23 protein-coding genes are annotated in these 24,275 nt (G+C 72.0%); 10 read left to right on the top strand and 13 right to left on the bottom strand.

What is annotated here, in order from left to right; all coding sequences use genetic code 11:
- Positions 1 to 99 precede the first annotated feature (99 nt).
- On the top strand, positions 100 to 1,086 hold the full coding sequence (gene hemB, locus OG965_RS23480; RefSeq protein WP_371654045.1) for a porphobilinogen synthase: 987 nt from the start codon (positions 100 to 102) through the stop codon (positions 1,084 to 1,086).
- A gap of 18 nt (positions 1,087 to 1,104) precedes the next feature.
- Complete coding sequence (locus tag OG965_RS23485; RefSeq protein ID WP_371654046.1) at positions 1,105 to 2,076, top strand: molybdopterin-dependent oxidoreductase; 972 nt, start codon at positions 1,105 to 1,107, stop codon at positions 2,074 to 2,076.
- Here OG965_RS23485 and OG965_RS23490 read toward each other — a convergent pair.
- Positions 2,051 to 2,968 carry a hypothetical protein gene (locus OG965_RS23490; protein WP_371654047.1) on the bottom strand — a complete coding sequence of 306 codons (918 nt, stop codon included), beginning with the start codon at positions 2,966 to 2,968 and terminating at the stop codon, positions 2,051 to 2,053. The two genes, OG965_RS23485 and OG965_RS23490, sit on opposite strands and share 26 nt — an antisense overlap.
- A 207-nt stretch (positions 2,969 to 3,175) precedes the next feature.
- Here OG965_RS23490 and OG965_RS23495 point away from each other — a divergent pair, with 207 nt between their 5' ends.
- Positions 3,176 to 4,384 (top strand): PLP-dependent aminotransferase family protein, encoded by a 1,209-nt coding sequence (locus OG965_RS23495; RefSeq protein WP_371654048.1) that lies wholly within the window; start codon positions 3,176 to 3,178, stop codon positions 4,382 to 4,384.
- 13 nt (positions 4,385 to 4,397) lie between these two features.
- On the opposite strand, the gene OG965_RS23500 is transcribed toward OG965_RS23495, so the two are convergent.
- Positions 4,398 to 5,150 carry a DUF4232 domain-containing protein gene (locus OG965_RS23500; RefSeq protein ID WP_371654049.1) on the bottom strand — a complete coding sequence of 251 codons (753 nt, stop codon included), beginning with the start codon at positions 5,148 to 5,150 and terminating at the stop codon, positions 4,398 to 4,400.
- Positions 5,151 to 5,490: 340 nt separating this feature from the next.
- Between OG965_RS23500 and OG965_RS23505 the strand changes: the two genes are divergently transcribed.
- Positions 5,491 to 6,855, top strand: a complete 1,365-nt coding sequence (locus OG965_RS23505; protein WP_371654050.1) for a helix-turn-helix domain-containing protein — start codon at positions 5,491 to 5,493, stop codon at positions 6,853 to 6,855.
- A gap of 23 nt (positions 6,856 to 6,878) precedes the next feature.
- On the opposite strand, the gene argS is transcribed toward OG965_RS23505, so the two are convergent.
- The gene (argS, locus tag OG965_RS23510) at positions 6,879 to 8,642 is read right to left on the bottom strand and encodes an arginine--tRNA ligase (RefSeq protein WP_371654051.1); all 1,764 of its coding nucleotides are present in this window, start codon (positions 8,640 to 8,642) and stop codon (positions 6,879 to 6,881) included.
- Between the two features lie 181 nt (positions 8,643 to 8,823).
- Between argS and lysS the strand changes: the two genes are divergently transcribed.
- Positions 8,824 to 10,560 (top strand): lysine--tRNA ligase, encoded by a 1,737-nt coding sequence (gene lysS, locus OG965_RS23515; protein WP_371654052.1) that lies wholly within the window; start codon positions 8,824 to 8,826, stop codon positions 10,558 to 10,560.
- A 141-nt stretch (positions 10,561 to 10,701) separates the two neighbouring features.
- Here lysS and OG965_RS23520 read toward each other — a convergent pair whose 3' ends face one another.
- From OG965_RS23520 to OG965_RS23530, 3 genes are all read right to left on the bottom strand, one after another.
- Positions 10,702 to 11,994, bottom strand: a complete 1,293-nt coding sequence (locus OG965_RS23520) for a DUF2637 domain-containing protein (protein WP_371654053.1) — start codon at positions 11,992 to 11,994, stop codon at positions 10,702 to 10,704.
- A gap of 133 nt (positions 11,995 to 12,127) precedes the next feature.
- Positions 12,128 to 12,880, bottom strand: coding sequence for a DUF3558 family protein (locus OG965_RS23525; protein ID WP_371654054.1), 753 nt, complete (start codon positions 12,878 to 12,880; stop codon positions 12,128 to 12,130).
- Positions 12,881 to 12,951: 71 nt separating this feature from the next.
- Entirely contained in the window at positions 12,952 to 13,854 is a 903-nt protein-coding gene (locus OG965_RS23530) for a DUF3558 domain-containing protein (RefSeq protein ID WP_371654055.1), read from the bottom strand.
- A 235-nt stretch (positions 13,855 to 14,089) separates the two neighbouring features.
- On the opposite strand from OG965_RS23530, the gene OG965_RS23535 reads away from it, so the two are divergent.
- On the top strand, positions 14,090 to 15,283 hold the full coding sequence (locus OG965_RS23535; RefSeq protein WP_371654056.1) for an RtcB family protein: 1,194 nt from the start codon (positions 14,090 to 14,092) through the stop codon (positions 15,281 to 15,283).
- A 52-nt stretch (positions 15,284 to 15,335) separates the two neighbouring features.
- Here OG965_RS23535 and OG965_RS23540 read toward each other — a convergent pair whose 3' ends face one another.
- Complete coding sequence (locus OG965_RS23540; protein WP_371654057.1) at positions 15,336 to 16,100, bottom strand: SDR family NAD(P)-dependent oxidoreductase; 765 nt, start codon at positions 16,098 to 16,100, stop codon at positions 15,336 to 15,338.
- Between the two features lie 129 nt (positions 16,101 to 16,229).
- Positions 16,230 to 16,565, bottom strand: a complete 336-nt coding sequence (locus OG965_RS23545; RefSeq protein ID WP_371654058.1) for a YnfA family protein — start codon at positions 16,563 to 16,565, stop codon at positions 16,230 to 16,232.
- 112 nt (positions 16,566 to 16,677) lie between these two features.
- On the opposite strand from OG965_RS23545, the gene OG965_RS23550 reads away from it, so the two are divergent.
- Complete coding sequence (locus OG965_RS23550; protein WP_371654059.1) at positions 16,678 to 17,334, top strand: hypothetical protein; 657 nt, start codon at positions 16,678 to 16,680, stop codon at positions 17,332 to 17,334.
- A gap of 72 nt (positions 17,335 to 17,406) precedes the next feature.
- On the opposite strand, the gene OG965_RS23555 is transcribed toward OG965_RS23550, so the two are convergent.
- Positions 17,407 to 18,927 (bottom strand): FAD-dependent oxidoreductase, encoded by a 1,521-nt coding sequence (locus OG965_RS23555; RefSeq protein ID WP_371654060.1) that lies wholly within the window; start codon positions 18,925 to 18,927, stop codon positions 17,407 to 17,409.
- 101 nt (positions 18,928 to 19,028) lie between these two features.
- Here OG965_RS23555 and OG965_RS23560 point away from each other — a divergent pair, with 101 nt between their 5' ends.
- Together OG965_RS23560 and OG965_RS23565 are read left to right on the top strand one after the other, a co-directional pair.
- The gene (locus OG965_RS23560; protein ID WP_371654061.1) at positions 19,029 to 19,607 is read left to right on the top strand and encodes a TetR family transcriptional regulator; all 579 of its coding nucleotides are present in this window, start codon (positions 19,029 to 19,031) and stop codon (positions 19,605 to 19,607) included.
- A 39-nt stretch (positions 19,608 to 19,646) separates the two neighbouring features.
- Positions 19,647 to 20,126 (top strand): MarR family winged helix-turn-helix transcriptional regulator, encoded by a 480-nt coding sequence (locus OG965_RS23565; protein WP_371654062.1) that lies wholly within the window; start codon positions 19,647 to 19,649, stop codon positions 20,124 to 20,126.
- Positions 20,127 to 20,193: 67 nt separating this feature from the next.
- Here OG965_RS23565 and OG965_RS23570 read toward each other — a convergent pair whose 3' ends face one another.
- From OG965_RS23570 to OG965_RS23580, 3 genes are all read right to left on the bottom strand, one after another.
- Positions 20,194 to 20,937 carry a Mut7-C RNAse domain-containing protein gene (locus OG965_RS23570; protein ID WP_371654063.1) on the bottom strand — a complete coding sequence of 248 codons (744 nt, stop codon included), beginning with the start codon at positions 20,935 to 20,937 and terminating at the stop codon, positions 20,194 to 20,196.
- A 71-nt stretch (positions 20,938 to 21,008) separates the two neighbouring features.
- Positions 21,009 to 21,848 (bottom strand): NAD(P)H-binding protein, encoded by an 840-nt coding sequence (locus OG965_RS23575; protein ID WP_371654064.1) that lies wholly within the window; start codon positions 21,846 to 21,848, stop codon positions 21,009 to 21,011.
- A 149-nt stretch (positions 21,849 to 21,997) separates the two neighbouring features.
- Positions 21,998 to 22,786 carry a phosphodiesterase gene (locus tag OG965_RS23580; RefSeq protein WP_371654065.1) on the bottom strand — a complete coding sequence of 263 codons (789 nt, stop codon included), beginning with the start codon at positions 22,784 to 22,786 and terminating at the stop codon, positions 21,998 to 22,000.
- A gap of 173 nt (positions 22,787 to 22,959) precedes the next feature.
- On the opposite strand from OG965_RS23580, the gene OG965_RS23585 reads away from it, so the two are divergent.
- A complete protein-coding gene (locus tag OG965_RS23585; protein ID WP_371654066.1) occupies positions 22,960 to 23,391 on the top strand; it encodes a GNAT family N-acetyltransferase in 432 nt (143 codons plus the stop codon).
- A 26-nt stretch (positions 23,392 to 23,417) separates the two neighbouring features.
- Here OG965_RS23585 and OG965_RS23590 read toward each other — a convergent pair whose 3' ends face one another.
- Positions 23,418 to 23,957: a GNAT family N-acetyltransferase gene (locus OG965_RS23590; protein ID WP_371654067.1), complete on the bottom strand. Its 540-nt coding sequence runs from the start codon at positions 23,955 to 23,957 to the stop codon at positions 23,418 to 23,420.
- Positions 23,958 to 24,275: the final 318 nt, after the last annotated feature.

Consider the following 24,275-nt stretch of genomic DNA (forward strand, 5'->3'; position numbering starts at 1 on the left):
GGTGAAGCCCCCGGCAGCTTGCCCCGACCCACCACCCGGCCGCCCGGGGCAACCCGGGGTGGGGCAAAACCCCCCGGCCCACCGGCGTAGCGTAGGCGCATGACCTACGGATCCTTCCCCGGTGCCCGCCCCCGGCGGCTCCGCACCACGCCCGCCATGCGCCGCATGGTCGCCGAGACGCGGCTGCACCCCGCCGACCTGATCCTCCCCGCCTTCGTGCGCGAGGGCATCACGGAACCCGTCCCCATCCTGGCCATGCCCGGCGTCGTCCAGCACACCCTGGACACGCTCCGGAAGGCCGCCGTGGAGGCCGTGGAGACCGGGGTCGCCGGGATCATGCTCTTCGGTGTGCCGGAGGACGAGAAGAAGGACGCCGCCGGGACCGCAGGCACCGACCCCGACGGGATCCTCCAGGTCGCCATCCGGGCCGTGAAGGCAGAGGTCGGGGACGACCTCGTCGTCATGTCCGACCTCTGCCTCGACGAGTACACCGACCACGGCCACTGCGGCGTCCTCGACGCCGACGGGCGCGTCGACAACGACGCCACCCTGGAGCGGTACGCCGAGATGGCCCAGGTCCAGGCCGACGCCGGCGTCCACGTCGTCGGCCCCAGCGGCATGATGGACGGTCAGGTCGGCGTCGTTCGTGATGCCTTGGACCAGACCGGCCATGAGGACGTCTCCATCCTCGCCTACACCGCCAAGTACTCCTCCGCCTTCTACGGGCCCTTCCGGGAAGCCGTCGGCTCCTCCCTCCAGGGGGACCGGAAGACGTACCAGCAGGACCCCGCCAACGTCCGCGAGTCCCTGCGCGAGCTCGCGCTCGACCTCGACGAGGGCGCCGACATGGTCATGGTGAAGCCCGCGGGCCCCTACCTCGACATCCTCGCCAAGGTCGCCGAGTCCGTGGCCGTACCCGTCGCCGCGTACCAGATCAGCGGCGAGTACGCGATGGTCGAGGCCGCCGCCGAGAAGGGCTGGATCGACCGCGACAGGGCGATTCTGGAGACTCTGACGGGAATCAAGCGGGCCGGTGCCAACTTGATCCTTACGTACTGGGCGACGGAGGTCGCCCGCGGGTTGTAGGACGATGGGGGTCCAGCGGTGGCGGAACAGGCGTTGGACGTACGGGACTTCGACGACGTCGTCGACTTCATCACGCCCGTCGACAACGTCTTCGTGCGCGCCCATCTCGGGGTGCCGGACGTCGACGTCGACTCCTGGACCCTGTCCGTCGAAGGGCTCGTCGAGCGGCCGTTCCACCTGCGGCTCGACGACGTCCTGGCCCTGCCCGCCCGCCGGTTCACCGCCTTCCACGAGTGCTTCGGCAACCCCTTCAAGCCGGACGTGCCGACCCGGGCCGTCGCCAATCTGGTGTGGACCGGGTTCGATCTCTCCGCCCTCCTCGACCGGGCAGTGCCGCTCGCCTCCGCGCGGCACGTCTGGTTCGAGGGCGCGGACACCGGGTCGTTCGACGGCGAGGACGGGCTCTCGTACGTGAAGGACCTGCCGCTTGAGACCGCCCGGCGGGACGTCTTCCTCGCGTACGAGATGAACGGCGAGCCGCTCACCGTCCGGCACGGGCACCCGCTGCGGGCCGTCGTGCCCCGGATGTTCGGCACGAACTCGGTGAAGTGGCTGACCCGGATCATCCTGGCCGACGAACGGCCGGACCACATGTTCACCACGCGCTTCTACACCCGCGTCCACCCCGGCGAGCAGACCGCCCGCCCCGTCCGCTCCGTGGACGTCGGCAGCAAGATCCTGAGCCCTCAGGATGGTGATCAACTGCCCGGTGAGCACGTGGAGTTGGTCGGGCGGGCCTGGAGTGTCGGCGAAGTCGTCTCCGTCGACGTCAGTGTCGACGAAGGGCCCTGGCGGCCCGCCTCCCTCGAACCCCTCGGGGCCGACCCCGCCTGGCAGCCCTTCACCCTCGCCCTGCGGCTCCCGCCCGGCCGCCACCGCGTCCGCGCCCGCGCCACCGACCGCGACGGGCGCGTCCAGCCGCCGCCCGGTGTCCGCAACTCGGTCCACGAGATCACGGTCACGGTCAGCGGCGGGGGAGCGGGAGCGTGACCGGCCGTCCGGACGGGTGGCCGGTGCGCGGGCTCAGCTCCGTCACCGCGAGCGTGGTCGTGGTGGACGCGTAGAGGTACGTGCCCCGTGGGTGCACCGCGACGCCCGTGCAGTGCGGGACCGTGAGGCCCGGCAGCCGCTCGGGCGCGGTGTCCGGGGCGAGCAGGCCGTCGGGGGCCAGGGCGGTCCGGTAGAGCGCTCCCGTCTCCCGTTCGGCGAAGTAGACGCAGCTGGCCGCCGGGTGGACCGCGAGCGGGCCCGGACCCGGCAGCGGCTGCCGGGTCAGCGACGGCCCGTCGGAGTCCGCACGGCCGTCCGCGCGCAGCGCGAAGACGTGCAGGGCGTGCCCCCGGGGATCGCTGACGTAGAGGTGGGTGCCGGCGGGGTGGACGGCCAGGCCTTTGTGGAGGGGGGCCGTGCCGCGTACCCAGAGCGTCGTCGTGGCGCCGTCGTCCGGTCTGCCGTCCGGGCCCAGCGGTACGCACGAGACGGCGGCCTTCTCGTCCCGGTCGGCGACGTAGAGGAGCGGCAGGGACGGGTGCGCCGCCACCGCTGCGCCGGAGCCGGCCCCGGTCGGCGTGAACACCTGCCAGCCGGCGCCGCGCGTGGGCCGGCCGGTCGCGTCCAGGACGTGCCACAGCAGGCGTTCGCCCGGCGGGTCGGTGACGTACAGGCGGGCGCCCGCGCGGTCCGTCGTCAGCCCGTACGGCCGCACCCCCGGGGTCCACTCGGCCGGGGCCTCCGGGCGGCCGTCCTCGCCCAGCGGGACGCGCAGGATGCCGTGCGGCTCGCCCACGTACAGCCATGTCCCCTCGGGGTGGACGTGGAGCTCCGCCCGGACGGGGCCGTCCCCGTCCTCCCCCGCGCCCCACTGGTCCTGGTCCCGGCCCACTGGCACTCCCGCCGTCGTCTGCGTGTCCGTCCTGACAGAGCTAACGAGTCCGGCGTCGAGCCGGGGCGCAGCCGCGCGGCCGGGTCACCCGGGCGGGCTCAGGGCGCGGCGGCCGGACCAATGGACGGACCGGCATATGTAGGCGGCACCGATATGCGTACGCTGCCCGTTAGTTGGACGTCCTATGAAACGACTGGGGGCCGAATCATGTCCGTCGCCGCTGCTGTTCCCGCCGCCGCAACACCCACCCTCGCCGCGCGCGCCGCGTCCGTGGGCTCCTCGCCCGTACGGGAGATCCTGGCGCTCACCGCGCGGCCCGAGGTCATCTCGTTCGCGGGCGGGCTGCCCGCGCCGGAGCTGTTCGACGTGGCGGGCATGCGCGCGGCGTTCGACGCCGTGCTCGCGGACGAGAGCAGGGCGGCGCTGCAGTATTCGACGACCGAGGGCGACCCGGGGCTGCGGGCGGCCACCGCCGCGCGGCTCACCGGGCGCGGACTGCCCACCGCAGCCGGGCAGTTGCTCGTCACCACCGGATCGCAGCAGGGCCTCACCCTGCTCGCGGCGGCGCTCGTCGAGCCCGGGGACACGGTCCTCGTCGAAGACCCCTGCTACCTCGCCGCGCTGCAGGTCTTCGGGTTCGCGGGCGCCCGGATCGTCGCCGTGCCCTCGGACGAGGACGGCCCGGACCCCGCCGCGCTCGACGAACTCGTCGCCAGGGAGCGGCCGAAGCTCTTCTACTCGGTGCCCACCTTCCAGAACCCGACCGGGCGCACCATGACCGCCGAGCGGCGCCGCGCCGTCGCCGAGGTCGCCGTCCGGCGCGGGCTCTGGGTGGTCGAGGACGACCCGTACGGGGATCTGCGCTACGAGGGCGAGAGCGTGCCGTGGATCTCGTCGTACGAGGGCGCCGCCGACCGGACCGTCCTGCTCGGCAGCTACTCGAAGATCATGGCGCCGGGGCTGCGGCTCGGCTGGCTGCGGGCGCCCGAGGCGCTGCTGCGGGCCTGCGCCGTCGCCAAGCAGGCCGCCGATCTGCACACCCCGACCGTCAACCAGCTGGCCGCCGCCCGCTATCTGGCCGACCAGGACCTGGACGCGCACGTCGCCAAGGTCCGGGCGGCGTACGGCGAGCGCCGGGACGCCATGCTCGCCGGGCTCGCGGACGCGCTGCCCGAGGGCTCCTCCTGGAACCGGCCCGAGGGCGGCATGTTCCTGTGGGCCACGCTGCCGCCGGGAAGCGACGCGACCGCCTCCCTGAAGGAGGCGGTCGCTCATGACGTGGCGTACGTCCCCGGCGCGCCCTTCTTCGCGGGGACGCCCGACCCGACCGCGCTGCGGCTGTGCTTCGTCACCTCGGCGCCGGACGAGATCGCGGAGGGGCTGCGGCGGCTGGGGCGGGCGCTGCGACGGGGCTGATGGCGCCGGTCGGCTACCAGGCGCTGATCGCGCCCATGTTCGACTGCCAGTAGGTGGCCATGGCCTGGGCGTCGACGACGCCGACCGGCTTGGACAGCGAGGCGTAGGCCGAGCGGCCGACGGACTCCATGCCGACCGCACCGCGGAAGTACACGACGACCTGGCTGGTCATGTACGGGTCGGTGCCGTCGGGCTCGCCCTGGGTGCGCACCATCGCGTACGCGGACTGGCCCGGGGCGAGCGTGACCACCGCCTGCGGGATGGTGTCCTTGTCGACCGGGATCGGCGACTGGGCGTTGGAGAACTTGATCGCCGGGGCGTCGTAGGCGTTGCAGGTCGTCTTGCCGGTGTTGGTCGCGGTCAGCAGGATGTGGTTGATCGGGCGGGAGATCGGGGTCGCGGTCAGCTTCATGTTGGAGCCGGTGCAGGTGACCCGCTTGGACGAGCCCGAGCCCGACTGGCCGCCCGACTGCTTGCCGTCCGACTTGGCGGGCTTGGCCGTGCCGTGGCCGCCGGTGGTCGAACCGGACCCGCCGGAGGTGCCGCCCGTGCCCCCCGTGCCGCCCGTCGTCCCGGCCGAGTCGCCGCCGGTCGTGGCGCCCTGGCGGCCGCCGTCCGTGCCGGAGGTGGCGGGCGCCGAGGCGGACGGCTTCGACGCCGCCTTGTCCGACTCCTTCGAACCGGAGTCGCTGCCGCAGGCGCTGAGGGACAGCGCGGCGATGAGGGCGGTGGTCGCGGCGGCGGTGATGCGGAGGTTGGTACGCATGGTGGATCGAGCTCCCCGTTGGTCGGTGCGTGAGTAGTACGTGAGTGAGCGGGTCAGGTGTGAAGGCTGAGGACCAGCACGATGACCGTGACCACCGAGGTGGCCAGCATCGCGGCGGCCATCGAGTCCGCCAGGTTGACCCGGATGCGGAATCGCATTGCCTGCTCCCCGGTGGTGCCGGTGTGGCTGGTTGCTGCACCTACCTTGCGGGCCGGTCGGCGGCGATCGCAATCAGCAGGGGACAATGAGGGAAGCTGGAACGCGGGAACACGCTCTGACCTGGGGAAACTGCCTTCCCCTGGAACGCGTTCCCGGGACGGACAGGGGAGGGAAACGGCTCGTGGCTACGGCTGAGTCCGAGGATTTCGCGGCGTTGCTCAGGGAGTTGAAGGACCGTTCGGGACGGAGCTACGGCGTCCTCGCGGGCAAGCTCCATGTGAGTACGTCGACGCTCCACCGGTACTGCAACGGTGACGCCGTGCCCAATGAGTACGCCCCCGTCGACCGGCTGGCCCGGCTCTGCGGGGCGACCCGGGAGGAGTCGGTCGAGCTCCACCGCCGCTGGATCCTGGCGGACGAGGCACGCCGGCGCGCGCGGGCGGGGAACGGGACGGCGGGAGCGGCCGAGGCGGCGCCGGTCGCCGAAGCGCGTAAGGACACGGCCCCGGCGGCGGCCGCGGAGCCCGCCGCCGAAGCGGCCCCCGAACCGGACCCCGCCCCCGGGCCCGGCCCCGCCCCTGACTCCGCCCACGAACCCGAAGTCGTCGCCGTGCGCGCCGACCCGGGCGCCCCGCGCCGTACCGGCCGGATGAGCAGGCGCACCCGGCTCGGCCTCATCGCCGCCGGGGTCGTCGTCGCGCTCGGCGTGCCCGCCGTGGCCGTCGCGACCCTGAACGGCGGGTCGGGGGACGGCAAGGGCGCCAAGAGCGAGACCGTCGCCGACGCCAAGGCGAGCGGGGGCACCGCGCCGAAGGCCACGCCCCCCAGGTCGCCCTCGCCGGACGCCTCCTCGCCGAGCCCGTCGGCGCCCGCGTCCGGCACCCCGTCCCCGAAGCCGCAGCCGCCCTCGCCCAAGCCCGTCACCGGCACGCCCGTGAGCGTCGGCGTCAGCTCGTACCAGTGGGACGGGCCGTGCGGGAAGTTCTATCTGCTCGACCAGAAGCCGGAAGCGGTGCCGCCGTCCACCCCGCTGGACAGCCGCACCTGGGCGCGGACGCTGGGCGCGGTGGACGGCGGGCACCTCATGCTGCAGCTCACCGCGACCGGCAAGTCGCAGGAGTCGGTCGTCATCAACGCCCTCAACGTACGGGTCGTCGAGCGCAGGGAGCCGCTCGACTGGAACGCGTACTCGATGGGATCGGGGTGCGGGGGCGCGGTCACCCCGCAGTCCTTCGACATCGACCTGGACAAGTCCCAGCCGCTCGCCAAGCCCGTCGCCGGCCTGCAGGGCGAGACGAAGGTGCCCGCCGTGGACTTCCCGTACAAGGTGTCCACGACGGACCCGCAGGTGCTCAACCTCGATGTGCACACCGACGCGCACGACGTGACCTGGTACCTGGAGGTGGAGTGGAGCAGCGGCGACCGCTCCGGCAAGGTCAAGGTCTACGACGCCGGCGGCAAGCCGTTCCACAGCAGCGCCATCAAGGGCCGCCCGGCGTACGAGTACCGGACGGACACCGATGTGTGGGAGCGGCTCGTCACATGAGCCGCTCCCCGCACCGGGGTTGATCAGAGGCGCTCGGGCGTCCGGATGCCGAGCAGGGCCATGCCCTGGTGGAGCGTCCGGGCGGTCAGGTCGCACAGGAGCAGACGGTTCTCGACGACGTCCTGCGCCGGGCGCGGCTTGATGACCGGGCACTGGTCGTAGAACGTCGTGAACAGCGAGGCCAGCTGGTACAGGTAGGCGGCCAGCTTGTGCGGCGCGTACTCGGCCGTCGCCTCCGTGAGCAGCTCGCCGAACGCGTCCAGGTGCAGACCGAGGGCCCGCTCCGCCGGGGCGAGTTCGAGCTCCGGGTGGGCGGCCGGGTCCGCGCCTTCCGCCTTGCGCAGGATCGACTTGATACGGGCGTACGCGTACTGGAGGTAGACGGACGTGTCGCCGTTCAGCGACACCATCTGGTCCAGGTCGAACTTGTAGTCCCGGTTCGCCGACGTCGACAGGTCCGCGTACTTCACGGCGCCGATCCCGACGTACCGCCCGTTCTCGACGATCTCCTCCTCGGTCAGGCCGATCTTCTCGGCCTTCTCGCGCACGACGGCGGTGGCCCGCTCGACGGCCTCGTCGAGGAGGTCCTCCAGCTTGACCGTGGCGCCCTCACGCGTCTTGAACGGCTTGCCGTCCGCGCCGAGCACCGTGCCGTAGCCCATGTTGTGCGCGGTGACCTCGTCACCGAGCCAGCCCGCCCGGCGGGCCGCCTCGAAGACCATCTTGAAGTGCAGCGACTGGCGGACGTCCACGACGTAGATCAGCGTCGTGGCGTTCAGGTCGGAGACGCGGTTGCGGATCGCGGAGAGGTCGCTCGCCGCGTAGCCGAAGCCGCCGTCCGCCTTCTGCACGATCAGCGGCACCGGCTGGTCGTCCTTGCCGCGGATCTCGTCGAAGAAGACCACCAGCGCGCCCTCGGAGCGCACGGCGACACCGGACTCCTCCAGGAGCCGGGCCGTCTCCGGCATCAGGTCGTTGTACGCGGACTCGCCGACGATCTCGTCGTCCCTGACCTCCATGTCCAGCTTCTCGAAGACCGAGTAGAAGTAGACCTTCGACTCGTCCACGAACTGCTGCCACAGCTCCAGGGTCTCCTTGTCGCCCGACTGCAGGGCGACGACCCGCTTGCGGGCCCGCTCCTTGAACGCCTCGTCGGAGTCGAAGACCGCACGCGACGCCTTGTAGACCCGGTTCAGGTTGCTCATCGCCTGCTCGCCGTCGACGTCGGCCGCGGGGGCCAGCTCGCCGGGGTTCTCGATCAGGTACTGGATGAGCATGCCGAACTGGGTGCCCCAGTCGCCGATGTGGTGCCGGCCGATCGTCTTCTCGCCGGTGAAGTCGAGCATGCCGCGCAGCGCGTCGCCGATGACCGCCGAGCGCAGATGGCCGACGTGCATCTCCTTCGCCACGTTCGGCTGGGCGTAGTCGACGATCGTGACGCCGGGGTTCTCCTTCAGCGGCACGCCGAGCCGGTCGTCGGCGGCGCGCGCGGCCAGCGTCTCGGTGATCGCCCTGTCGGTGAGCGTGATGTTGAGGAAGCCGGGGCCCGAGACCTCGACGTCCTTCAGGACGTCACCGGCGTCGAGCGCGTCGGTGACCTTCACCGCCAGTTCGCGCGGGTTGCCCTTGAGCTTCTTGGCGAGCGCCAGGATGCCGTTGGCCTGGAAGTCGGCCCGGTCGCTTCGTCGCAGCAGCGGGTCGGTGGCACCGGCCTCCGGCAGGGCTGCCGAGAGGGCGTCCGCCAGGCGCTGCTGGACAGTGGAAGCGAGGGAAGGGACCGAAGCCATGGGTTCCGTTTCCTGTCGGTCGGCCGCTCGTAAACCGGTTTCGCGAGCGGGATGCGTACAGGACGATTCTCCCACGCGAGCGTCTCCCGTTTCTCCGGGAATACGGGCAACCCCGGAGGTGGTGGTTCCGTCTGGGACAATGGGCGGGCCAGCCTCTTCAAGGCGTACGAGAAAGAAGGACGTGCCGACCGTGGCTCAGAGCAGCACCGAGACCGACTGGGTCTCCCGTTTCGCGGACGAGGTCATTGCCGACTCGGAGCGTCGTGCGCCTGGCAAACCGGTCGTCGTCGCGTCCGGTCTCTCCCCCTCCGGCCCCATTCACCTGGGCAACCTCCGCGAGGTCATGACCCCGCACCTGGTCGCCGACGAGGTCCGCCGGCGCGGGTACGAGGTCCGCCACCTGATCTCCTGGGACGACTACGACCGGTACCGCAAGGTGCCGAACGGCGTCCCCGGCATCGACGACTCGTGGGCCGAGCACATCGGCCGCCCGCTCACCTCGGTCCCGGCCCCGGCCGGCTCGGCGTACCCGAACTGGGCCGAGCACTTCAAGGCCGCGATGACCGAGGCCCTGGCCGAGCTCGGCGTCGAGTACGACGGGATCAGCCAGACCGAGCAGTACACCTCCGGCGCCTACCGCGAGCAGGTCCTGCACGCGATGAGGCACCGCGGTGACATCGACGCGATCCTGGAGCAGTACCGCACCAAGAAGGCCCCCGCCAAGAAGGGCCAGAAGCCGGTCGACGAGGCCGAGCTGGAGGCCGCCGAGGGCTCCGGCGCCGCGGCCGAGGACGACGGCACGGGCAGTACGGGCTACTTCCCGTACAAGCCCTACTGCGGTGGCTGCAACAAGGACCTCACCACCGTCAGCGCCTACGACGACGAGAGCACCGAGCTCACCTACACCTGCTCGGCGTGCGGCTTCTCCGAGACCGTCCGGCTCAACGAGTTCAACCGCGGCAAGCTGGTCTGGAAGGTCGACTGGCCGATGCGCTGGGCGTACGAGGGCGTGATCTTCGAGCCGTCCGGCGTCGACCACTCGTCCCCGGGCTCCTCGTTCCAGGTCGGCGGCCAGATCGTGTCGATCTTCGGCGGCGAGCAGCCGATCGGCCCGATGTACGCGTTCGTCGGCATCAGCGGCATGGCCAAGATGTCCTCCTCCAAGGGCGGCGTGCCGACCCCGGCCGACGCGCTGAAGATCATGGAGCCACAGCTGCTGCGCTGGCTGTACGCGCGCCGCAGGCCCAACCAGTCCTTCAAGATCGCCTTCGACCAGGAGATCCAGCGGCTGTACGACGAGTGGGACAAGCTGGAGGCCAAGGTCGCCGACGGCACGGTCCTGCCCGCCGACGCCGCCGCCTACGCGCGCGCCGCCCGCACCGCCGCCGGTGAGCTGCCGCGCACCCCGCGCCCCATGGCGTACCGCACGCTCGCCTCGGTCGTCGACATCACCGCCGGCCACGACGAGCAGACCATCCGCATCCTCAGCGACCTCGACCCGGCGAACCCGCTGTCCTCCCTCGACGAGGTGCGGCCGCGGCTTGACAGGGCCGAGGCGTGGATCAACACCCAGGTGCCCGCGGACCAGCGGACCGTGGTGCGCGAGGAGCCCGACGCCGAGCTGCTCGCCTCGCTCGACGACCAGGCCCGCGAGTCGCTGCGGCTGCTCGTGGACGGCCTCGACGACCACTGGTCGCTCGACGGCCTGACCCACCTGGTCTACGGCGTGCCGAAGGTCCAGGCCGGGTTCTCCCCGGACGCCACCCCCAAGGAGCTGCCGCCGGAGATCAAGACCGCCCAGCGGACGTTTTTCGCGCTCCTGTACCACCTGCTGGTCGGCCGTGACACCGGCCCGCGCCTGCCCACGCTGCTTCTTGCCGTGGGCTCGGACCGGGTGAGGAAGCTGCTGGCGGCGTAGCGCTGTAGTTCGACTGCGGGCCGTCTTGGGCTGAGCGCGCAGTTCCCCGCGCCCCTGGGCAGTTAGGGGCGCGGGGAACTGCGCGAGCAACCACAGACGGCCCGCAGACGCATAACGGCACCCCCGCGGAGCGCGCCGCGGCTACGCGATGTGGTCCGCCTCCAGCTCCGCGTGGTAGCGCTGCTTGAACTCCGGCATGAGGCGGCGGAGCAGGGCCGCGCCGCGCGGATGCGTCGCGCCGTGCCCGTCCGCGAGGTGTATCTCCAGCGCCTCGACCGTCGGATAGTCGTTGAGCTCGTTCACGTAGTCGACGAAGACCTTGTACGCCATGTCCGCGAACGCCAGGTCCTCCGGCGCCGGCTCCTCGGCGTACACCGGCGCCGCGTTCGGCGCGTGCTGCGTCTGCTGCTCGGGCGCGTTGCCCAGCGGGCGGGTGCGGCCCGGGCCCGCCGGGACCATCACCGGGGTCGGCTCCAGACCCTCGACGTACTGGGGGTCGTACGTGCCCTCGTACGCCTCCTGGGAGAGCTGCTGCGCCGCGAACCAGGGGCTCTCGTCGGGGACGGCCTCCTGCGGACCAGGCTGCGGTCCCGGCTGCGGCTGCGGGGCCTGCTGCTCCTGGGCGTACTCCGGCCGGGGGGCGGGCACCGGCTGGGGCTGGGGTGCGGGTGCCGCCGGGAGCTCGACCGGCTGCGGGGTCGCGCTCACCACGGGGGTGACCGGCGGGGCCGTGGGCAGCAGCGTCGGCTCGATGCCCGCCGCCGCGAGGCCTGCGGGGCCGGTGTCGGCCAGCGGCACGCCGAACTTGGCCAGGCGCAGCGGCATCAGGGACTCGACGGGGGCCTTGCGGCGCCAGCCGCGGCCGTAGCGGGCCTGGAGGCGGGCGCGGTAGACGAGGCGGTCCTGTTCGAGCTTGATGACCTGCTCGTAGGAGCGCAGTTCCCACAGCTTCATGCGGCGCCACAGGCGGAAGGTGGGGACCGGCGAGAGGAGCCAGCGGGTGAGGCGGACGCCTTCCATGTGCTTGTCGGCGGTGATGTCCGCGATGCGGCCGACCGCGTGGCGGGCGGCCTCGACGGCGACGACGAACAGGACCGGGATGACGGCGTGCATGCCGACGCCGAGCGGGTCGGGCCAGGCGGCCGCGCCGTTGAAGGCGATGGTCGCGGCCGTCAGCAGCCAGGCGGTCTGCCTCAGGAGCGGGAAGGGGATGCGGATCCAGGTCAGCAGCAGGTCGAGCGCGAGGAGCACGCAGATGCCCGCGTCGATGCCGATCGGGAAGACGACGGAGAAGTTCCCGAAACCTTTCTTCTCCGCGAGGGCGCGCACCGCCGCGTAAGAACCCGCGAACCCGATCCCGGCAATGACCACCGCACCCGCCACCACCACCCCGATGAGTATGCGATGCGTGCGCGTCAGCTGCGTCGCGGCCACCCGCGATCCCCCTCCGTCGTGTACAACCGGCGCGCAAAGCCTGGCACATGGATACGGAGTCCTGCCCACAGGGGAGGGCAGGACTCCGTATCGAGCCCGGCTCGTTACCGGTTGCTGCTGTAACCGGCTGCCGCTACTGCTTGCCGCCGTTGGCGGTGACGACCGAGGCCACCGCCTCCTTGGCCGCGCTCTGCGCGTCCTTCATCAGATCACCGGCGTCCGGCGCGTCCGCGCCCTGGTAGCCCGCGCCGTTGTAGTCGAGCACGACCACCGCGTTCGCCGTCCGGGCCACGACCACCGCGTACTTGAAGTCCTCGTCCGTCTTGTGCAGGTCGTAGCTGATCGCCGTCGCCTCGTCGCCGATGCCGCTGACCGGCGTCGCCTTCACGTTCTTGGCGCCGTCCGCCGCCTTCGTCGAGGCGAGCAGGCGGGCGTACTCCTTCGCCGCGCGCTGGTCGCCACTGCCGATCGCCGCGTCCGAGCCGTACCGCTTGAACGAGACGTCCAGCCAGCGGTACTGCGAGCCCTTCACACCCTTGTCGTCCAGACCGTTCCACGAGCAGGTGCCCTGCGAGGCCACGTCCGTCGACTTGCCCGCCGTACCCGACTTCGACTTCGCCTTCGGCACCAGATTGTCGATCGTCTTCTCCGACAGCGCCTTGCACGGGTCGGGCAGCTTGGCGTACTTGGCCGGGGCGACGGACGGCGACGAGGACTGCTTGCCGCTCGGCGTGGCGGCCGAGGACGACGACCCCGAGTCCTTCTTCTTCTCGCCGCCGGAGTCCGACGAGCAGCCCACGGCGACGAGCATCACGGGGACGGCGGCGCAGGCGAGCACACGGGCGAGCCGCGTGCGCGGGGCGGTGGCGGGGGCGGGTCGGTGCATGGTTCTACGCGTTCCTTCGCTGGTCGCTGCTGGCTGGTCGCTCATGGGGTCGATCGGATGGCCCGGCGCGCTCACTCGCCGAAGAGCTCGGCGAGCTTGGCGGCCAGGGCCTGGGTCTTCTCCTGGAGTTCCTGGCTGTCGGGGGCGGCGGCGTTCGGAGAGCTCGGCTGTTCCGTGTACTCGACGGTCACGATCACATTGGACGTACGGAAGACGACGGTGACGGTACGGCGCTGGGCGGCCGATCCGCTCGCCGTGAGCGCGTCGTCCAGATACGCGGCGTCGCCGAGCCCGGTGAGGATACGCGGCCGGAGCCCGTCGGGGGTGGTGGCGGGCGGGCCGGAGGAGACCGGAGGGGAGGGGGTCGCAGTGGTGGGGGTCGGCGCGGCGGAGGAGGCGGCCCGGCTCTGGGCGCGCAGCCCGGGGGAGGGCTTGCCGGAGGGCTTCGCGGAGGGGACGGCGCCGGTGGTCCCCGGCTTGCCGCTGCCGCCGGTCCGGGGGGTGCCCCGGGGGGTGTCCTTGCCCCCGTCCTTCGGGGCGGGCAGCTTGGCGGCCGACTCCTTCTTCCCGTAGACGGCCTTCGCCCGGTCGTCGTCGCTGACGGCGGGGTCGTACGAAACGACCCGCTCGAAGTCGACGAACAGCCGGCGCGCCCCGTCCGGCGCCTCGTCCTTCCAGCGGCAGCCCACGCGCCGGTCCGTGTCGTACGTGAGCTCGGCGGCCCCCGCGTACGCCTTGGCCTTCTGGTCGTCCGGCAGCTCGGCGGCGCCCGGCAGCATGTCCTTGAGGACGCCCTTGTTCACGGCTCGGCACGGCTCGGGCAGGGTGCGGTACCGGCCGGGCGGCGCGGCGGCCGCCTTGGGCACGCCCGCCTTGGAGTCCGTGGCGGTGCCGTCGGTGCCGGAGCCCGAGGAGCAGCCCGCGACGAGCGCCACGAGGAGCGCCACACCGGGCACGTACGCCTTTCGCTGCACGGTTCCCAGGCTCCCTTCAGAGGAAAAGCGGTTGCCGCCGGAAGGCGGCGGCTGGACACAATGTCTATCGCACGCGCTGCCGTGAACGCCGGTCCACTGTCCTGTTTGTGGTCTTTGGTGACGGTTTTTGCGCACCAGGCGCATGATGGCGCAAAGGAATGTTTCGGGAAAACCAGTCAAATCACCCAACTGGGGTGACTGTGGAGACTCGGGAGACTCGGGGGAACGAGGAATTATGTCGTACGTAGAGGTACCGGGCGCACAGGTCCCGATCCGGATGTGGGCGGACCCGGCGACGGTCGAGGACGGCGCGATGCAGCAGCTGCGCAACGTCGCCACGCTGCCGTGGATCAAGGGCCTGGCCGTGATGCCGGACGTCCACTACGGCAAGGGCGCGACGGTGGGCTCGGTCATCGCCATGCACGGCGCGGTCTGCCCGGCGGCGGTCGGCGTCGACATCGGCTGCGGCATGTCCGCGGTCAAGACGTCCCTGACCGCGAACGACCTCCCGGGTGACCTCTCCCGCCTCCGCTCCAAGATCGAACAGGCTATTCCGGTCGGGCGGGGGATGCACGACTCCGCAGTGGACCCGACCCGCTTCTTCGGCTTCGCCACGGCGGGCTGGGACGACTTCTGGGGACGGTTCGAGGGGGTGGCGGACGCGGTCAAGTTCCGTCAGGAACGGGCTGTCAAGCAGATGGGAACGCTCGGATCCGGAAATCATTTCATCGAGTTCTGTCTCGATGAGTCGGATTCGGTCTGGCTGATGCTGCACTCCGGGTCCCGGAACATCGGCAAGGAGCTGGCCGACTTCCACATCGGCGAGGCCCAGAAGCTCCCGCACAACCAGGGTCTGGTCGACCGCGACCTGGCGGTGTTCATCGCGGACACCCCGCAGATGGCGGCGTACCGGAACGATCTCTTCTGGGCGCAGGAGTACGCGAAGTACAACCGCGCGATCATGATGGCGCTCTTCCAGGACGTGGTCCGGAAGGAGTTCAAGAAGGCCAAGGTGACCTTCGAGCCGGTGATCAGCTGCCACCACAACTATGTGTCGGAGGAGCGGTACGACGGCATGGACCTGCTGGTCACCCGCAAGGGCGCGATCCGCGCCGGATCCGGGGACTACGGGATCATCCCGGGCTCGATGGGCACCGGCTCGTACATCGTGAAGGGCCTCGGCAACGCGGCGTCCTTCAACTCCGCCTCGCACGGCGCCGGCCGCAAGATGAGCCGGAACGCGGCGAAGCGGAAGTTCACGACCCGCGACCTGGAGGAGCAGACGCGGGGCGTGGAGTGCCGCAAGGACTCCGGCGTCGTGGACGAGATCCCGGGCGCGTACAAGCCGATCGAGAAGGTCATCGACCAGCAGCGGGACCTGGTGGAGGTCGTCGCCAAGCTGAAGCAGGTCGTGTGCGTGAAGGGCTGAACGGGTCGTCGGGCAGTGGCCCGACGATCCCCTCGGCCGTGGTGCCCGCGGGCTACAGCTCGCGGTGGACCTTGGTGTTGGAGGCCTGGGCTCGGGGGCGGACCACCAGGAGGTCGATGTTGACGTGCGGGGGGCGGGTGACCGCCCAGGTGATCGTTTCCGCCACGTCGTCGGCCGTCAGGGGCTCCGCCACGCCCGCGTAGACCTTCGCCGCCTTCTCGTCGTCGCCGCGGAAGCGGGTCGTGGCGAACTCCTCCGTCTTCACCATGCCGGGCGCGATCTCGATCACCCGGACCGGGCGGCCGACGATCTCCAGGCGCAGGGTCTCGGCGATGACCCGGGCGCCGTTCTTCGCGGCGACATAGCCCGCGCCGCCCTCGTACGTGGCGTGGCCCGCCGTCGACGAGAGGACGACCACCGTGCCGTCGCCGGACGCGTCGAGCGCGGGGAGCAGGGCCTGGGTGACGTTGAGCGTGCCGATGACGTTCGTCTCGTACATCTGGCGCCAGTCGGCCGGGTCGCCGGTGGCGACGGGGTCGGCGCCGAGCGCGCCGCCCGCGTTGTTGACGAGGACGCCGATGGTGCGGAAGGCGCCCGCGAAGGCGTCCACGGCCGCGCGGTCGGTGACGTCCAGGGCGTACGCCGTGGCCTGGTGGCCCGCCGCGTTGATCTCGGCGGCCAGCGCCTCGATGCGGTCCTTGCGGCGCGCGGTGAGCACCACGCGGTAGCCGGCGGCGGCCAGTTGCCGCGCGGTGGCGGCACCGATACCGCTGCTCGCGCCCGTGACGACGGCGATGGGGGTCCCGGTGGCGGTCATGGCGTACTCCTCGCGCGAATGATCGGAATGCGGTCAGGATAGGCCGGGCCGGGTGAGGGCCGGGGGGGCGGGGCGGGCGTCGAGGTCCTCCCTTGGCGGGGGTGGCTGCCGGGCGCGGGCGGACTGTCCTCAGCGGCCGCGTGGGGCGTACACGATGACCGCCATCCCGGCCAGGCAGACCAGCGCGCCGGTGATGTCCCAGCGGTCCGGGCGGTAGCCGTCGGCGACCATGCCCCAGGCCAGTGAGCCCGCGACGAACACCCCGCCGTACGCGGCCAGGATCCGGCCGAACTCGGCGTCCGGCTGGAGGGTCGCCACGAACCCGTACACGCCGAGCGCGATCACCCCCGCGCCGATCCAGATCCAGCCCCGGTGCTCCCTGACGCCCTGCCAGACGAGCCAGGCCCCGCCGATCTCGAAGACGGCGGCGAGGAGGAACAGGAGCACGGAGCGGGCGACGAGCATGGGGACAGAGTCGCACGCATCGGGGTGGCAACCCAGGAATATAAGCCGCTAAAGGTATCTTTCGGGCATGGTTGGGATGCGTGGAATGCGTCGGATGCGCTGGATGAGTGGGATGCGTGGGGGGTTCAGGCGGTTCACGGGGTTCTCGGGGTACTCGTGGCTCGCGGTGGGGGCCGCCGCCGCGCTGGTGGCCGTGTGCGGGCCGTCGGCCGGGGTGGCCCACGGCGGCGCCGCGCACGGCGGTGTGGGCGATCCCGTGGGCCGCATGGGTGTCGCGCCCGCCACCGGTGTGGCGCTGGTTGGTACGGATACGGTCGGCGGCTTCGGCGGCTTCGGTGTCGGGGGAGCCCCGGCGGCTTCGGATCCGGGCGCCGTCGCACCCGCCTCCGAGGCCGATCTCGCCTACCACGGGCACATCTCCCTCTGGGACGGGCGCGTCGGCGTGTGGGTCGAGCCGTCGAACCACGGGCCCGCCGCCGTCCCGGACGCCACCGTGCGCCTGCGGTTCTCCGCGCCGCTCTCCGGGGCCGAGCAGCTGCCGCCGGGGTGCCTGCGCGGCAGTCCGGAGACGGTGCTCTGCTCCACGGGTGCGATGCGGGCCGCCGGGGCGGGGCGGGCGTTCGCGCTGGACCTGCGTGTCGCGGGCAGCCCGGCCGAGGTCGTCGTGAACATCAACACCTCCTGGAGCGGTGGCGCGGGCGACCGCAACCCGGACAACAACACGCACCGGGTGCTGGCGCCTGCCACGGGGGACAAGTACGCGTATTGAGTGGGTTTCCCGGCGGCCTTGGGAGCCGTCGCGGCGGGGCGGGCTGCTGAAGTCGCCCCCGCGAGCGGCTCCTTACGCCTGCCCCGCCGCGACGGCTCCCCGCTCGCCCGTCCAGTGGTGCAGGGCCTCTTCGAGGGCGGTGGCGTCCGGGGTCTCGCTCGCCCATGCCACATGGCCGTCGGGGCGGACCAGGAGCGTGGTGCGGCGGGCGCCGTTCCAGTGCGCCCGTATGAGCCGCCGTGCGGGCGCCGTGGCCGCGGGTGTCGCCGCCGTGTGTCCGTCCTCGGGCGTCACCAGGACGAACTCGCCCTCGCGCAGCAGCTCGTACAGGCGGCCCTCCGTCAGCGTCAGGTCCGGGACACGCGTCCCCGTGAGTCGGTGGGCGCCGCGCCGTGCCGGGTAGGCGATCCCGATGCCGCTGATCCGGCCCATCGCCTTGTCCCGCGCGGGCCGCACCCCGTTCAGGAGGCGGGCCAGGAGGGAACGGGCCGTCCGCTGCACGGGGTTGTGCGCCATGGCGAGCCGGACTATCGCGCCGCTGGTGCGCAGCACCGCCGCGCCGACGGGGTGCCGCTCCTCGTGGTAGCTGTCGAGCAGCGCCTCGGGGTCGGCGGTGTCGCCGCGCAGCACGGCGGTGAGCTTCCAGGACAGGTTGGCGGCGTCCTGGATGCCGGTGTTGAGGCCCTGTCCCCCTGCGGGGGAGTGGCAGTGCGCGGCGTCGCCGGCGAGGAAGACGCGGCCCGTCCGGTAGCTGGGGACCTGGCGCTCGTCGCTGTGGAAGCGCGAGAGCCAGCGGGCGTCGTGCATTCCGTAGTCCGTGCCCAGGGCCTGGCGGGTGATCTCGCGGACGTCGTCGAGGTCGATCGGGGCGCTGTCGGGGACCTGGTGCTTCCTGTTCCACCCCATCACCCGGTAGTAGCCGTCGCCGAAGGGGACGATGAAGGCGAACGCCTCGTCCGAGCCCGCCACGCTGAGCGATCCGCCGGGCTCCTCGGCGAGCTTCACATCGGCCAGCACGATGGAGCGGATCACCGAGGTGCCGGGGAAGGGCAGGTCCAGGGCGTGGCGCACGGCGCTGCGCAGGCCGTCGGCGCCGACGAGATAGCGGGCGCGGAGGTGGGTCTCGGCGTGGTCGCCGCCTTCCTCGGCTCCCCTCACCTCGGCGGTCACCCCGTCCTCGTCCTGCCGCAGGCCTATCAGCTCCGTCTCGTGGCGGAACTCCACCCCCGCCTCCCGCGCCCGGCGTTCGAGGAGGTGCTCCACCTCGTACTGCGGTGTCACCAGCAGATACGGGAAGCGCGAGCGCAGGCGGCTCAGGTCGAGGGAGAGGCGGCGGAACGCGCTCATCCGGTCGACCGCCGTGCCGGTGGCGACCAGCTCGTCCGCCAGGCCCCGGGCGTCGAGCAGCTCCAGCGTGCGGGCGTGGACACCGAAGGCGCGCGTCATCGTGCTCGTACCGCGCGGGCGGCGCTCTATGAGCGTGACGCCCAGGCCCGCCGCCGCGAGGTCCCCGGCGAGCAGCAGGCCGGTCGGGCCCGCGCCCACGACGAGAACATCGGCGGTGTCGGTAGTGCCGGTGGTGGTGCCGTTCATAGCGACCTCCTCGGTGCCAACGCTTGTTGGTCAACGCTTGTTGGCAAATGTAGAGCCGTCGGGTCTGGCGTGTCAACACCTGTTGGCCTACAGTTGTTGACATGACAACCGACGCCCCCACCGCCGGGCCCCGCCGCTCCGACGCCACCAAGGCCGCGATCCTCGAAGCCGCCCGCGAGCGCTTCGCGGCCGACGGCTATGAGCGCGCGACCATCCGCGCCATAGCGCGTGACGCGGGCATCGACCCGTCGATGGTCATGCGCTACTACGGGAACAAGGAGGGCCTGTTCGCCGCCGCCTCCGAACTCGACCTGCGCTTCCCGGACCTGGGCGCACTGCCGGACAAGCACATCGGGGCCGCCCTCGTCACCCATTTCCTCGACCGGTGGGAGGGTGACGACGTGCTGACCGCGATGCTGCGCGTCGGCGTCACCAACGCGGCCGGGGCCGAGCGGATGCGGGCTGTCCTCGGCGACCAGCTGGGGCCGGTCGCGGCCGGGATCTGCCCCGACCCCGCCGACGCGCCGCGCCGCGCGGCCCTGGCCGCCTCGCAGATCCTCGGGATGGCGCTCGCGCGGTACGTGCTGAAGTTCCCGCCCGCCGTGGAGATGACCAGCGAAGAGGTGATCGCCTGGCTCGCACCCACCGTGCAGCGCTACCTCACGGCGGAGACGCCCTGACCCCGCCCCTGGGCAGTCCCTGCGTCGTACAATTTCTGCATGCCGCAGAAGAAGGACGGCCGTGCCCGTCTCATGACCGAGCTCGGTGTCGAGTCGCGTCGCTACATGGCCTCGTACGCCCTGTTCAACCAGGCGCTCGCGGACCATCTGCGACTGCACCCCACCGACCTGCAGTGCCTCAACCTGCTGGGACTTGAGCCCGGGCCCGTCACCACGGGGCGGATCGCGGAGCTGACCGGGCTCACCACCGGGTCGGCCACCCGGCTCGTCGACCGCCTGGAGAAAGCCGGATACGTCACGCGCAGGCGCGACACCGAGGACCGGCGCAAGGTCCTGGTCGAGGCGGTGCCCGAGCGGATGGCCGAGTTGGGTGCGGTGTGGGGGAAGCTGAACGGGGCGTGGTTCACCATGTTCGACGCGTACGACGACGGCGAGATCGCGCTGCTCATCGCCCATATGCGGCGGACGGTGGAGCTCTCCGGTGCGCAGATCGAGCGGCTCAGGGGCGGGCAGTTCTGAACCGGCGGATGACTGAGCGGATGACTGAGCGGCTCTGACGAGTCGCCAGCACCCGCCTGCCTCGCTGTCAGTGTCCGCCCGTCGCCGCCCCGCCGAACTCCGCCATCGCGTCCTCGACGATCGCCTCCAGGCGGGCGTGGTGGGCGCCGCGCCAGTACACGCGCTCGCACGCCGTGCACTGGGCGAAGACGTCGTACGCGCTGCGCGTCCCGTGTTCCAGGAGCTCGCGGACGGAGTCCTTGCCGGCCTCCCGGAGTGGCGCGTTGCAGGCGGTGCAGCGGGTCCACGGGGCGAGCACCGGCGCGAACCGCCCCAGGACGTCGCGGAGTTGCTCCTCGGGGCGGCGGCTGTAGACGTACGCGCCCGCCCAGATCTCGCGGCGCCGCAGCAGCCCCCGGTCCCGGGAGAGCAGCACGCGCTGTTCGGCCGCCGAGAGCGTGGCGAGCGCGGGGTCCCCGATGTCCTCGCTCTCGTACGCCGCGTCGACGCCGAGGAGCCGCAACCGGCGGGCCAGCGTGCCCAGATGGACGTCGAGGAGGAAGCGGAGCGGGGCGCCGGGGACCTGTTGGGGGCGGTCGACGGCGTACACCTCGACGCTCTCGTCCGCGCGCGGGATGTGCGAGACGGGCACCTCGTGGCCGTCGACGAGGAGCCGGCCGACCTCGGTCAGCGGGACGCCGAGCGACTCGACGACATGGCCGAGCGTGGACGAGCCGTCCGTGACCACGGCCGTACGCCCCGCGCGGCGCTCCGCCGGGACGAAGAGGTGCAGCTCGGGGGCGAATCGACAGTGGATCTCGGGTCCGTTCACGACGTCAGGATGCCATCGGGTGGCGGGCGGGAGCCACGTATTTGGGGCGGCCCCGGGCGCGCCCCGGCGGGCTACGGGCGGAACGCCTCGGCGTTCTCCGCAGCCCAGGCCGCGAACGTACGGGACGGGCGGGCCGTCAGTTCCTCGACGCCGCGCGTGACCGCGTCGGGGCGCCCGTCGTACGAGGCGAAGTAGGCGAGCAGCGCGTCGGCGACGGCGGCGTCCATGTACGCGGCCATCGACTCCTTCCACGCTTCGGGGCTCACCGTCTCGACCGCGATCTCGCGGCCGGTGGCGGCGGCGAGCGCGGCGATCTGCTCGGTGGCGGTGAGGGATTCGGGGCCGGTCAGGTGGTACGCGGCGCCGCGCAGCCGGGGCTCGGCGAGCACCGCGTGGGCGGCGTCGGCGACGTCCGCCTCGTGGATGGGGCTGGCCTGGGTGCCGGGGTAGGGGAGGGCGACCGTGCCGGTGGACCTGATCGACCAGGCCCAGCCGGCCGCGTTTCCGGCGAAGGCGCCGGGCCGCAGGAACGTGGCGTCGATGTCCGAGGCCTTCAGGGCCTGTTCGACGGCGAGGTGGTGGCGCGCGATCGGGTTGTCCTCGGCGCCCGCGTACAGGACGGAGCTGGAGGAGAGCAGCACGATGTGCTCGACTCCGGCCGCCTTCGCGTCGGTGAGGAAGGCGTCGATGTGCGCGGGGTTGGCGTACAGGAAGACCTGGCGGACTCCGGCGAGGGCGGCCGGGAAGGTCTCCGGATCGTCGAGGCTGAGCCGTACGGTCGCGACGTCCGGGGGCAGGTCGAGCTTTTCGGGGGCGGCGGAGGCGGCGCGCACGGGGGTGCCGGCGGCGCGGAGCAGCGAGATGAGGGTGGAGCCGACGGTGCCGCGGCTGCCGGTGACGAGGACGGTCATGGGGTTCGCCTTCTTTAAGAGGGGTTAGTGGGTTCGTTCCGCAGGAGCTGCGCTTCGCAGTATCTGCGTAACGCAGATAAATATCCGCGAAGAAGGCCCACCGGTCAAGTGGATTCCGGTGAGCCTTCGTGTCTCGTTGTGGCGCGGGGTTACTCGGCGGGGTGCGCGTCGGTCCGTTCCACGACCCGGAAGTGGCTCATGATCCGCCGGTCCTCGTCGAGGACGTGGAAGGCGACCCCGGGCGGCGAGACGATGTTGACCAGGCCTTCTCCGGTCTCCCACGGCATCCGCAGCGTCGACGTCACGCCCGGCGCGATCAGCAGCGGCAGCCCGGCGAAGGTGGTCGCGGCGGAGGTGTGGGCGTGCCCGACGAGCACGGCGGGCACATGCGCGCGCCCCGCCAGGAGCTCGGCCAGCCGGTCGGCGTTGGAGAGGTTGATCGAGTCCAGGTACTCGTGGTGGATCACGGTCGGCGGGTGGTGGAAGGCGATCAGCGCCGGGGTGTCGTCGAGCGCGTCGAGCGTACGGGCCAGCCACTCCAGGGTGGTGTCCTCCAGGACGCCGCCGTCCTCGCCGGGGATCGTCGAGTCGCACATCAGGATCGCGTAATCGCCCACCCGGTGCAGGCGGTTGACCGGTGCGTACGGGTCCGGGGCCGCGCCGCCCGGCTCGCCCGGCAGATCGAGCAGGCCCTTGCGGTACGCGGCGCGGTCGTCGTGGTTGCCGGGGCACGTCAGGACCGGCGCGTCGATACGGGCGAGCAGCTCGGCCGCCTCGGCGTACTCGGCCGGGGTGCCGTGGTCCGCTATGTCGCCGGTGACCAGGACGGCGTCCGGGCGGCGGGACATCGCGTTGATGTACGTGACGACCCGCGCGGCGCGTTCCGCGGCTCGCGCGCCCCCGTCGAGATGCAGATCGCTGATATGGGCAAGCAGCACGGGATCCCCCTGAATGACCTCACCGCAAGCTAATGGTTAATTGGCTTGCTTCCATTAGGACCCTAGGACTCTAGGGGGTGCGTGGCGGTCCGTACAAGAGCCGATCACGTGCCGGTGGCCCGGCCCTGGGGCGGCACTGGCCTCCTGGGGCGCGGAGTGCCTACAGTGCCCGGATGAAGATCATCGACCTTGAGCCGGGCGACCCGCGCCTGGCGGACGACCTGCTGCCCGTCCTGCGCGAGCTGCGCCCGCACCTCACCGAGGACCTGTTCCGCGAGATCTACGCCGAGGGGTACGGGCAGGGGCTGCGCTTCTCCGCCGTGTACGGCGAGGACGGGGTGTGCGTGGGCGCGGCCGGGTGGCGGATCGTCGCCACCACCGTCGCGGTGCGCAAGCTGTACGTGGACGACCTCGTGACGGCCGAGACGGCGCGGTCGCGGGGCGTCGGCCACGCGCTCCTCGCCCATGTCGAGGGGATCGCGCGCGCCGCCGGCTGCACGTCCCTGAACCTGGACTCCGGCACGCACCGCACGGACGCGCACCGCTTCTACTTCCGTGAGCGGATGGCGGTCACGGCGTTCAACTTCGACAAGAAGCTGGGCTGAGGAGCGCGCGGTGTCCTAGCGGTGTCCTAGCCGAGCGGCTGCTCCGCGAGGTCCTCGGGGCCGAGGTCGAGGCACCAGTCGTGGGACTTGAGCGGGTGGCCCGGCGGGTACTCGAACTCGACCTCGCCCAGGAGGCGGAACCCGGCCTTGCGGAGGACGACGTTCGACGCGGCGTTGTCGACGGACGGGTAGGCGTGCAACTCCCGCGGCCCGCCGGCCTCCCGCGCGGCCCGCGCGACCGCCACGATCGCGGCGACGGCGAGCCCGCGGCCCTGGAACTCCGGCAGGATCCCGTACCCCGTCTCGTACACCTCCTTGCCCCGCCACTCGCGCGGCCAGTACCCGACCGACCCGACGGCCTCGTCCGTCCCGGCGAGCGAGACCCGGAACATCCGGCCCTCGACGGGCTCGCGCTGACTCAGCGCGACGTACCGCTGCTGCCGGGCCAACAGCTTCTCCTCGTCCTCCGGGCCGCCGATGTGGGCGGTCATGGCGGGGGAGTTGGAGTGGTGGAGGAGGGGGAGGTCGTCGATGGACCACGGGGTGAGGTGGATGAGGGTGTCCATGGGGGGGACTGTAGGCGGGGGGTCTGACAGCGACACCGGTGAACTGTTTTTGTCTGCGGGCCCGGTGGGGGCTGGTCGCGCAGTTCCCCGCGCCCCTTTTTGGCCCGGTGTTCGGCTGCGGGTCGGTTGTGGTTGCTCGCGCAGTTCCCCGCGCCCCTTAGGTAACTCCGGCCCCTCGGGCGTTCGAGGTGCGGGCCCCTTCAGGGGCGCGGGGAACTGCGCGACCAGCCACAGTCGGCCCGCAGACGAACGGAGACCCGGGGCGGAGCCCCCGGGAAACGAGCCTCCACCCCCCGCCCACCCCCGGAGGGTTAAGGG

It is taken from the genome of Streptomyces sp. NBC_00224 (genome assembly GCF_041435195.1).
Lineage (GTDB): Bacteria > Actinomycetota > Actinomycetes > Streptomycetales > Streptomycetaceae > Streptomyces.

Coding starts and splice junctions, on each gene's coding strand:
- hemB (WP_371654045.1), top strand. CDS start 100: ATGACCTACGGATCCTTCCCCGGTGCCCGCCCCCGGCGGCTCCGCACC.
- OG965_RS23495 (WP_371654048.1), top strand. CDS start 3,176: ATGTCCGTCGCCGCTGCTGTTCCCGCCGCCGCAACACCCACCCTCGCC.
- OG965_RS23500 (WP_371654049.1), bottom strand. CDS start 5,150: ATGCGTACCAACCTCCGCATCACCGCCGCCGCGACCACCGCCCTCATC.
- argS (WP_371654051.1), bottom strand. CDS start 8,642: ATGGCTTCGGTCCCTTCCCTCGCTTCCACTGTCCAGCAGCGCCTGGCG.
- OG965_RS23525 (WP_371654054.1), bottom strand. CDS start 12,880: ATGCACCGACCCGCCCCCGCCACCGCCCCGCGCACGCGGCTCGCCCGT.
- OG965_RS23535 (WP_371654056.1), top strand. CDS start 14,090: ATGTCGTACGTAGAGGTACCGGGCGCACAGGTCCCGATCCGGATGTGG.
- OG965_RS23540 (WP_371654057.1), bottom strand. CDS start 16,100: ATGACCGCCACCGGGACCCCCATCGCCGTCGTCACGGGCGCGAGCAGC.
- OG965_RS23545 (WP_371654058.1), bottom strand. CDS start 16,565: ATGCTCGTCGCCCGCTCCGTGCTCCTGTTCCTCCTCGCCGCCGTCTTC.
- OG965_RS23550 (WP_371654059.1), top strand. CDS start 16,678: ATGCGTGGGGGGTTCAGGCGGTTCACGGGGTTCTCGGGGTACTCGTGG.
- OG965_RS23555 (WP_371654060.1), bottom strand. CDS start 18,927: ATGAACGGCACCACCACCGGCACTACCGACACCGCCGATGTTCTCGTC.
- OG965_RS23560 (WP_371654061.1), top strand. CDS start 19,029: ATGACAACCGACGCCCCCACCGCCGGGCCCCGCCGCTCCGACGCCACC.
- OG965_RS23565 (WP_371654062.1), top strand. CDS start 19,647: ATGCCGCAGAAGAAGGACGGCCGTGCCCGTCTCATGACCGAGCTCGGT.
- OG965_RS23575 (WP_371654064.1), bottom strand. CDS start 21,848: ATGACCGTCCTCGTCACCGGCAGCCGCGGCACCGTCGGCTCCACCCTC.
- OG965_RS23585 (WP_371654066.1), top strand. CDS start 22,960: ATGAAGATCATCGACCTTGAGCCGGGCGACCCGCGCCTGGCGGACGAC.
- OG965_RS23590 (WP_371654067.1), bottom strand. CDS start 23,957: ATGGACACCCTCATCCACCTCACCCCGTGGTCCATCGACGACCTCCCC.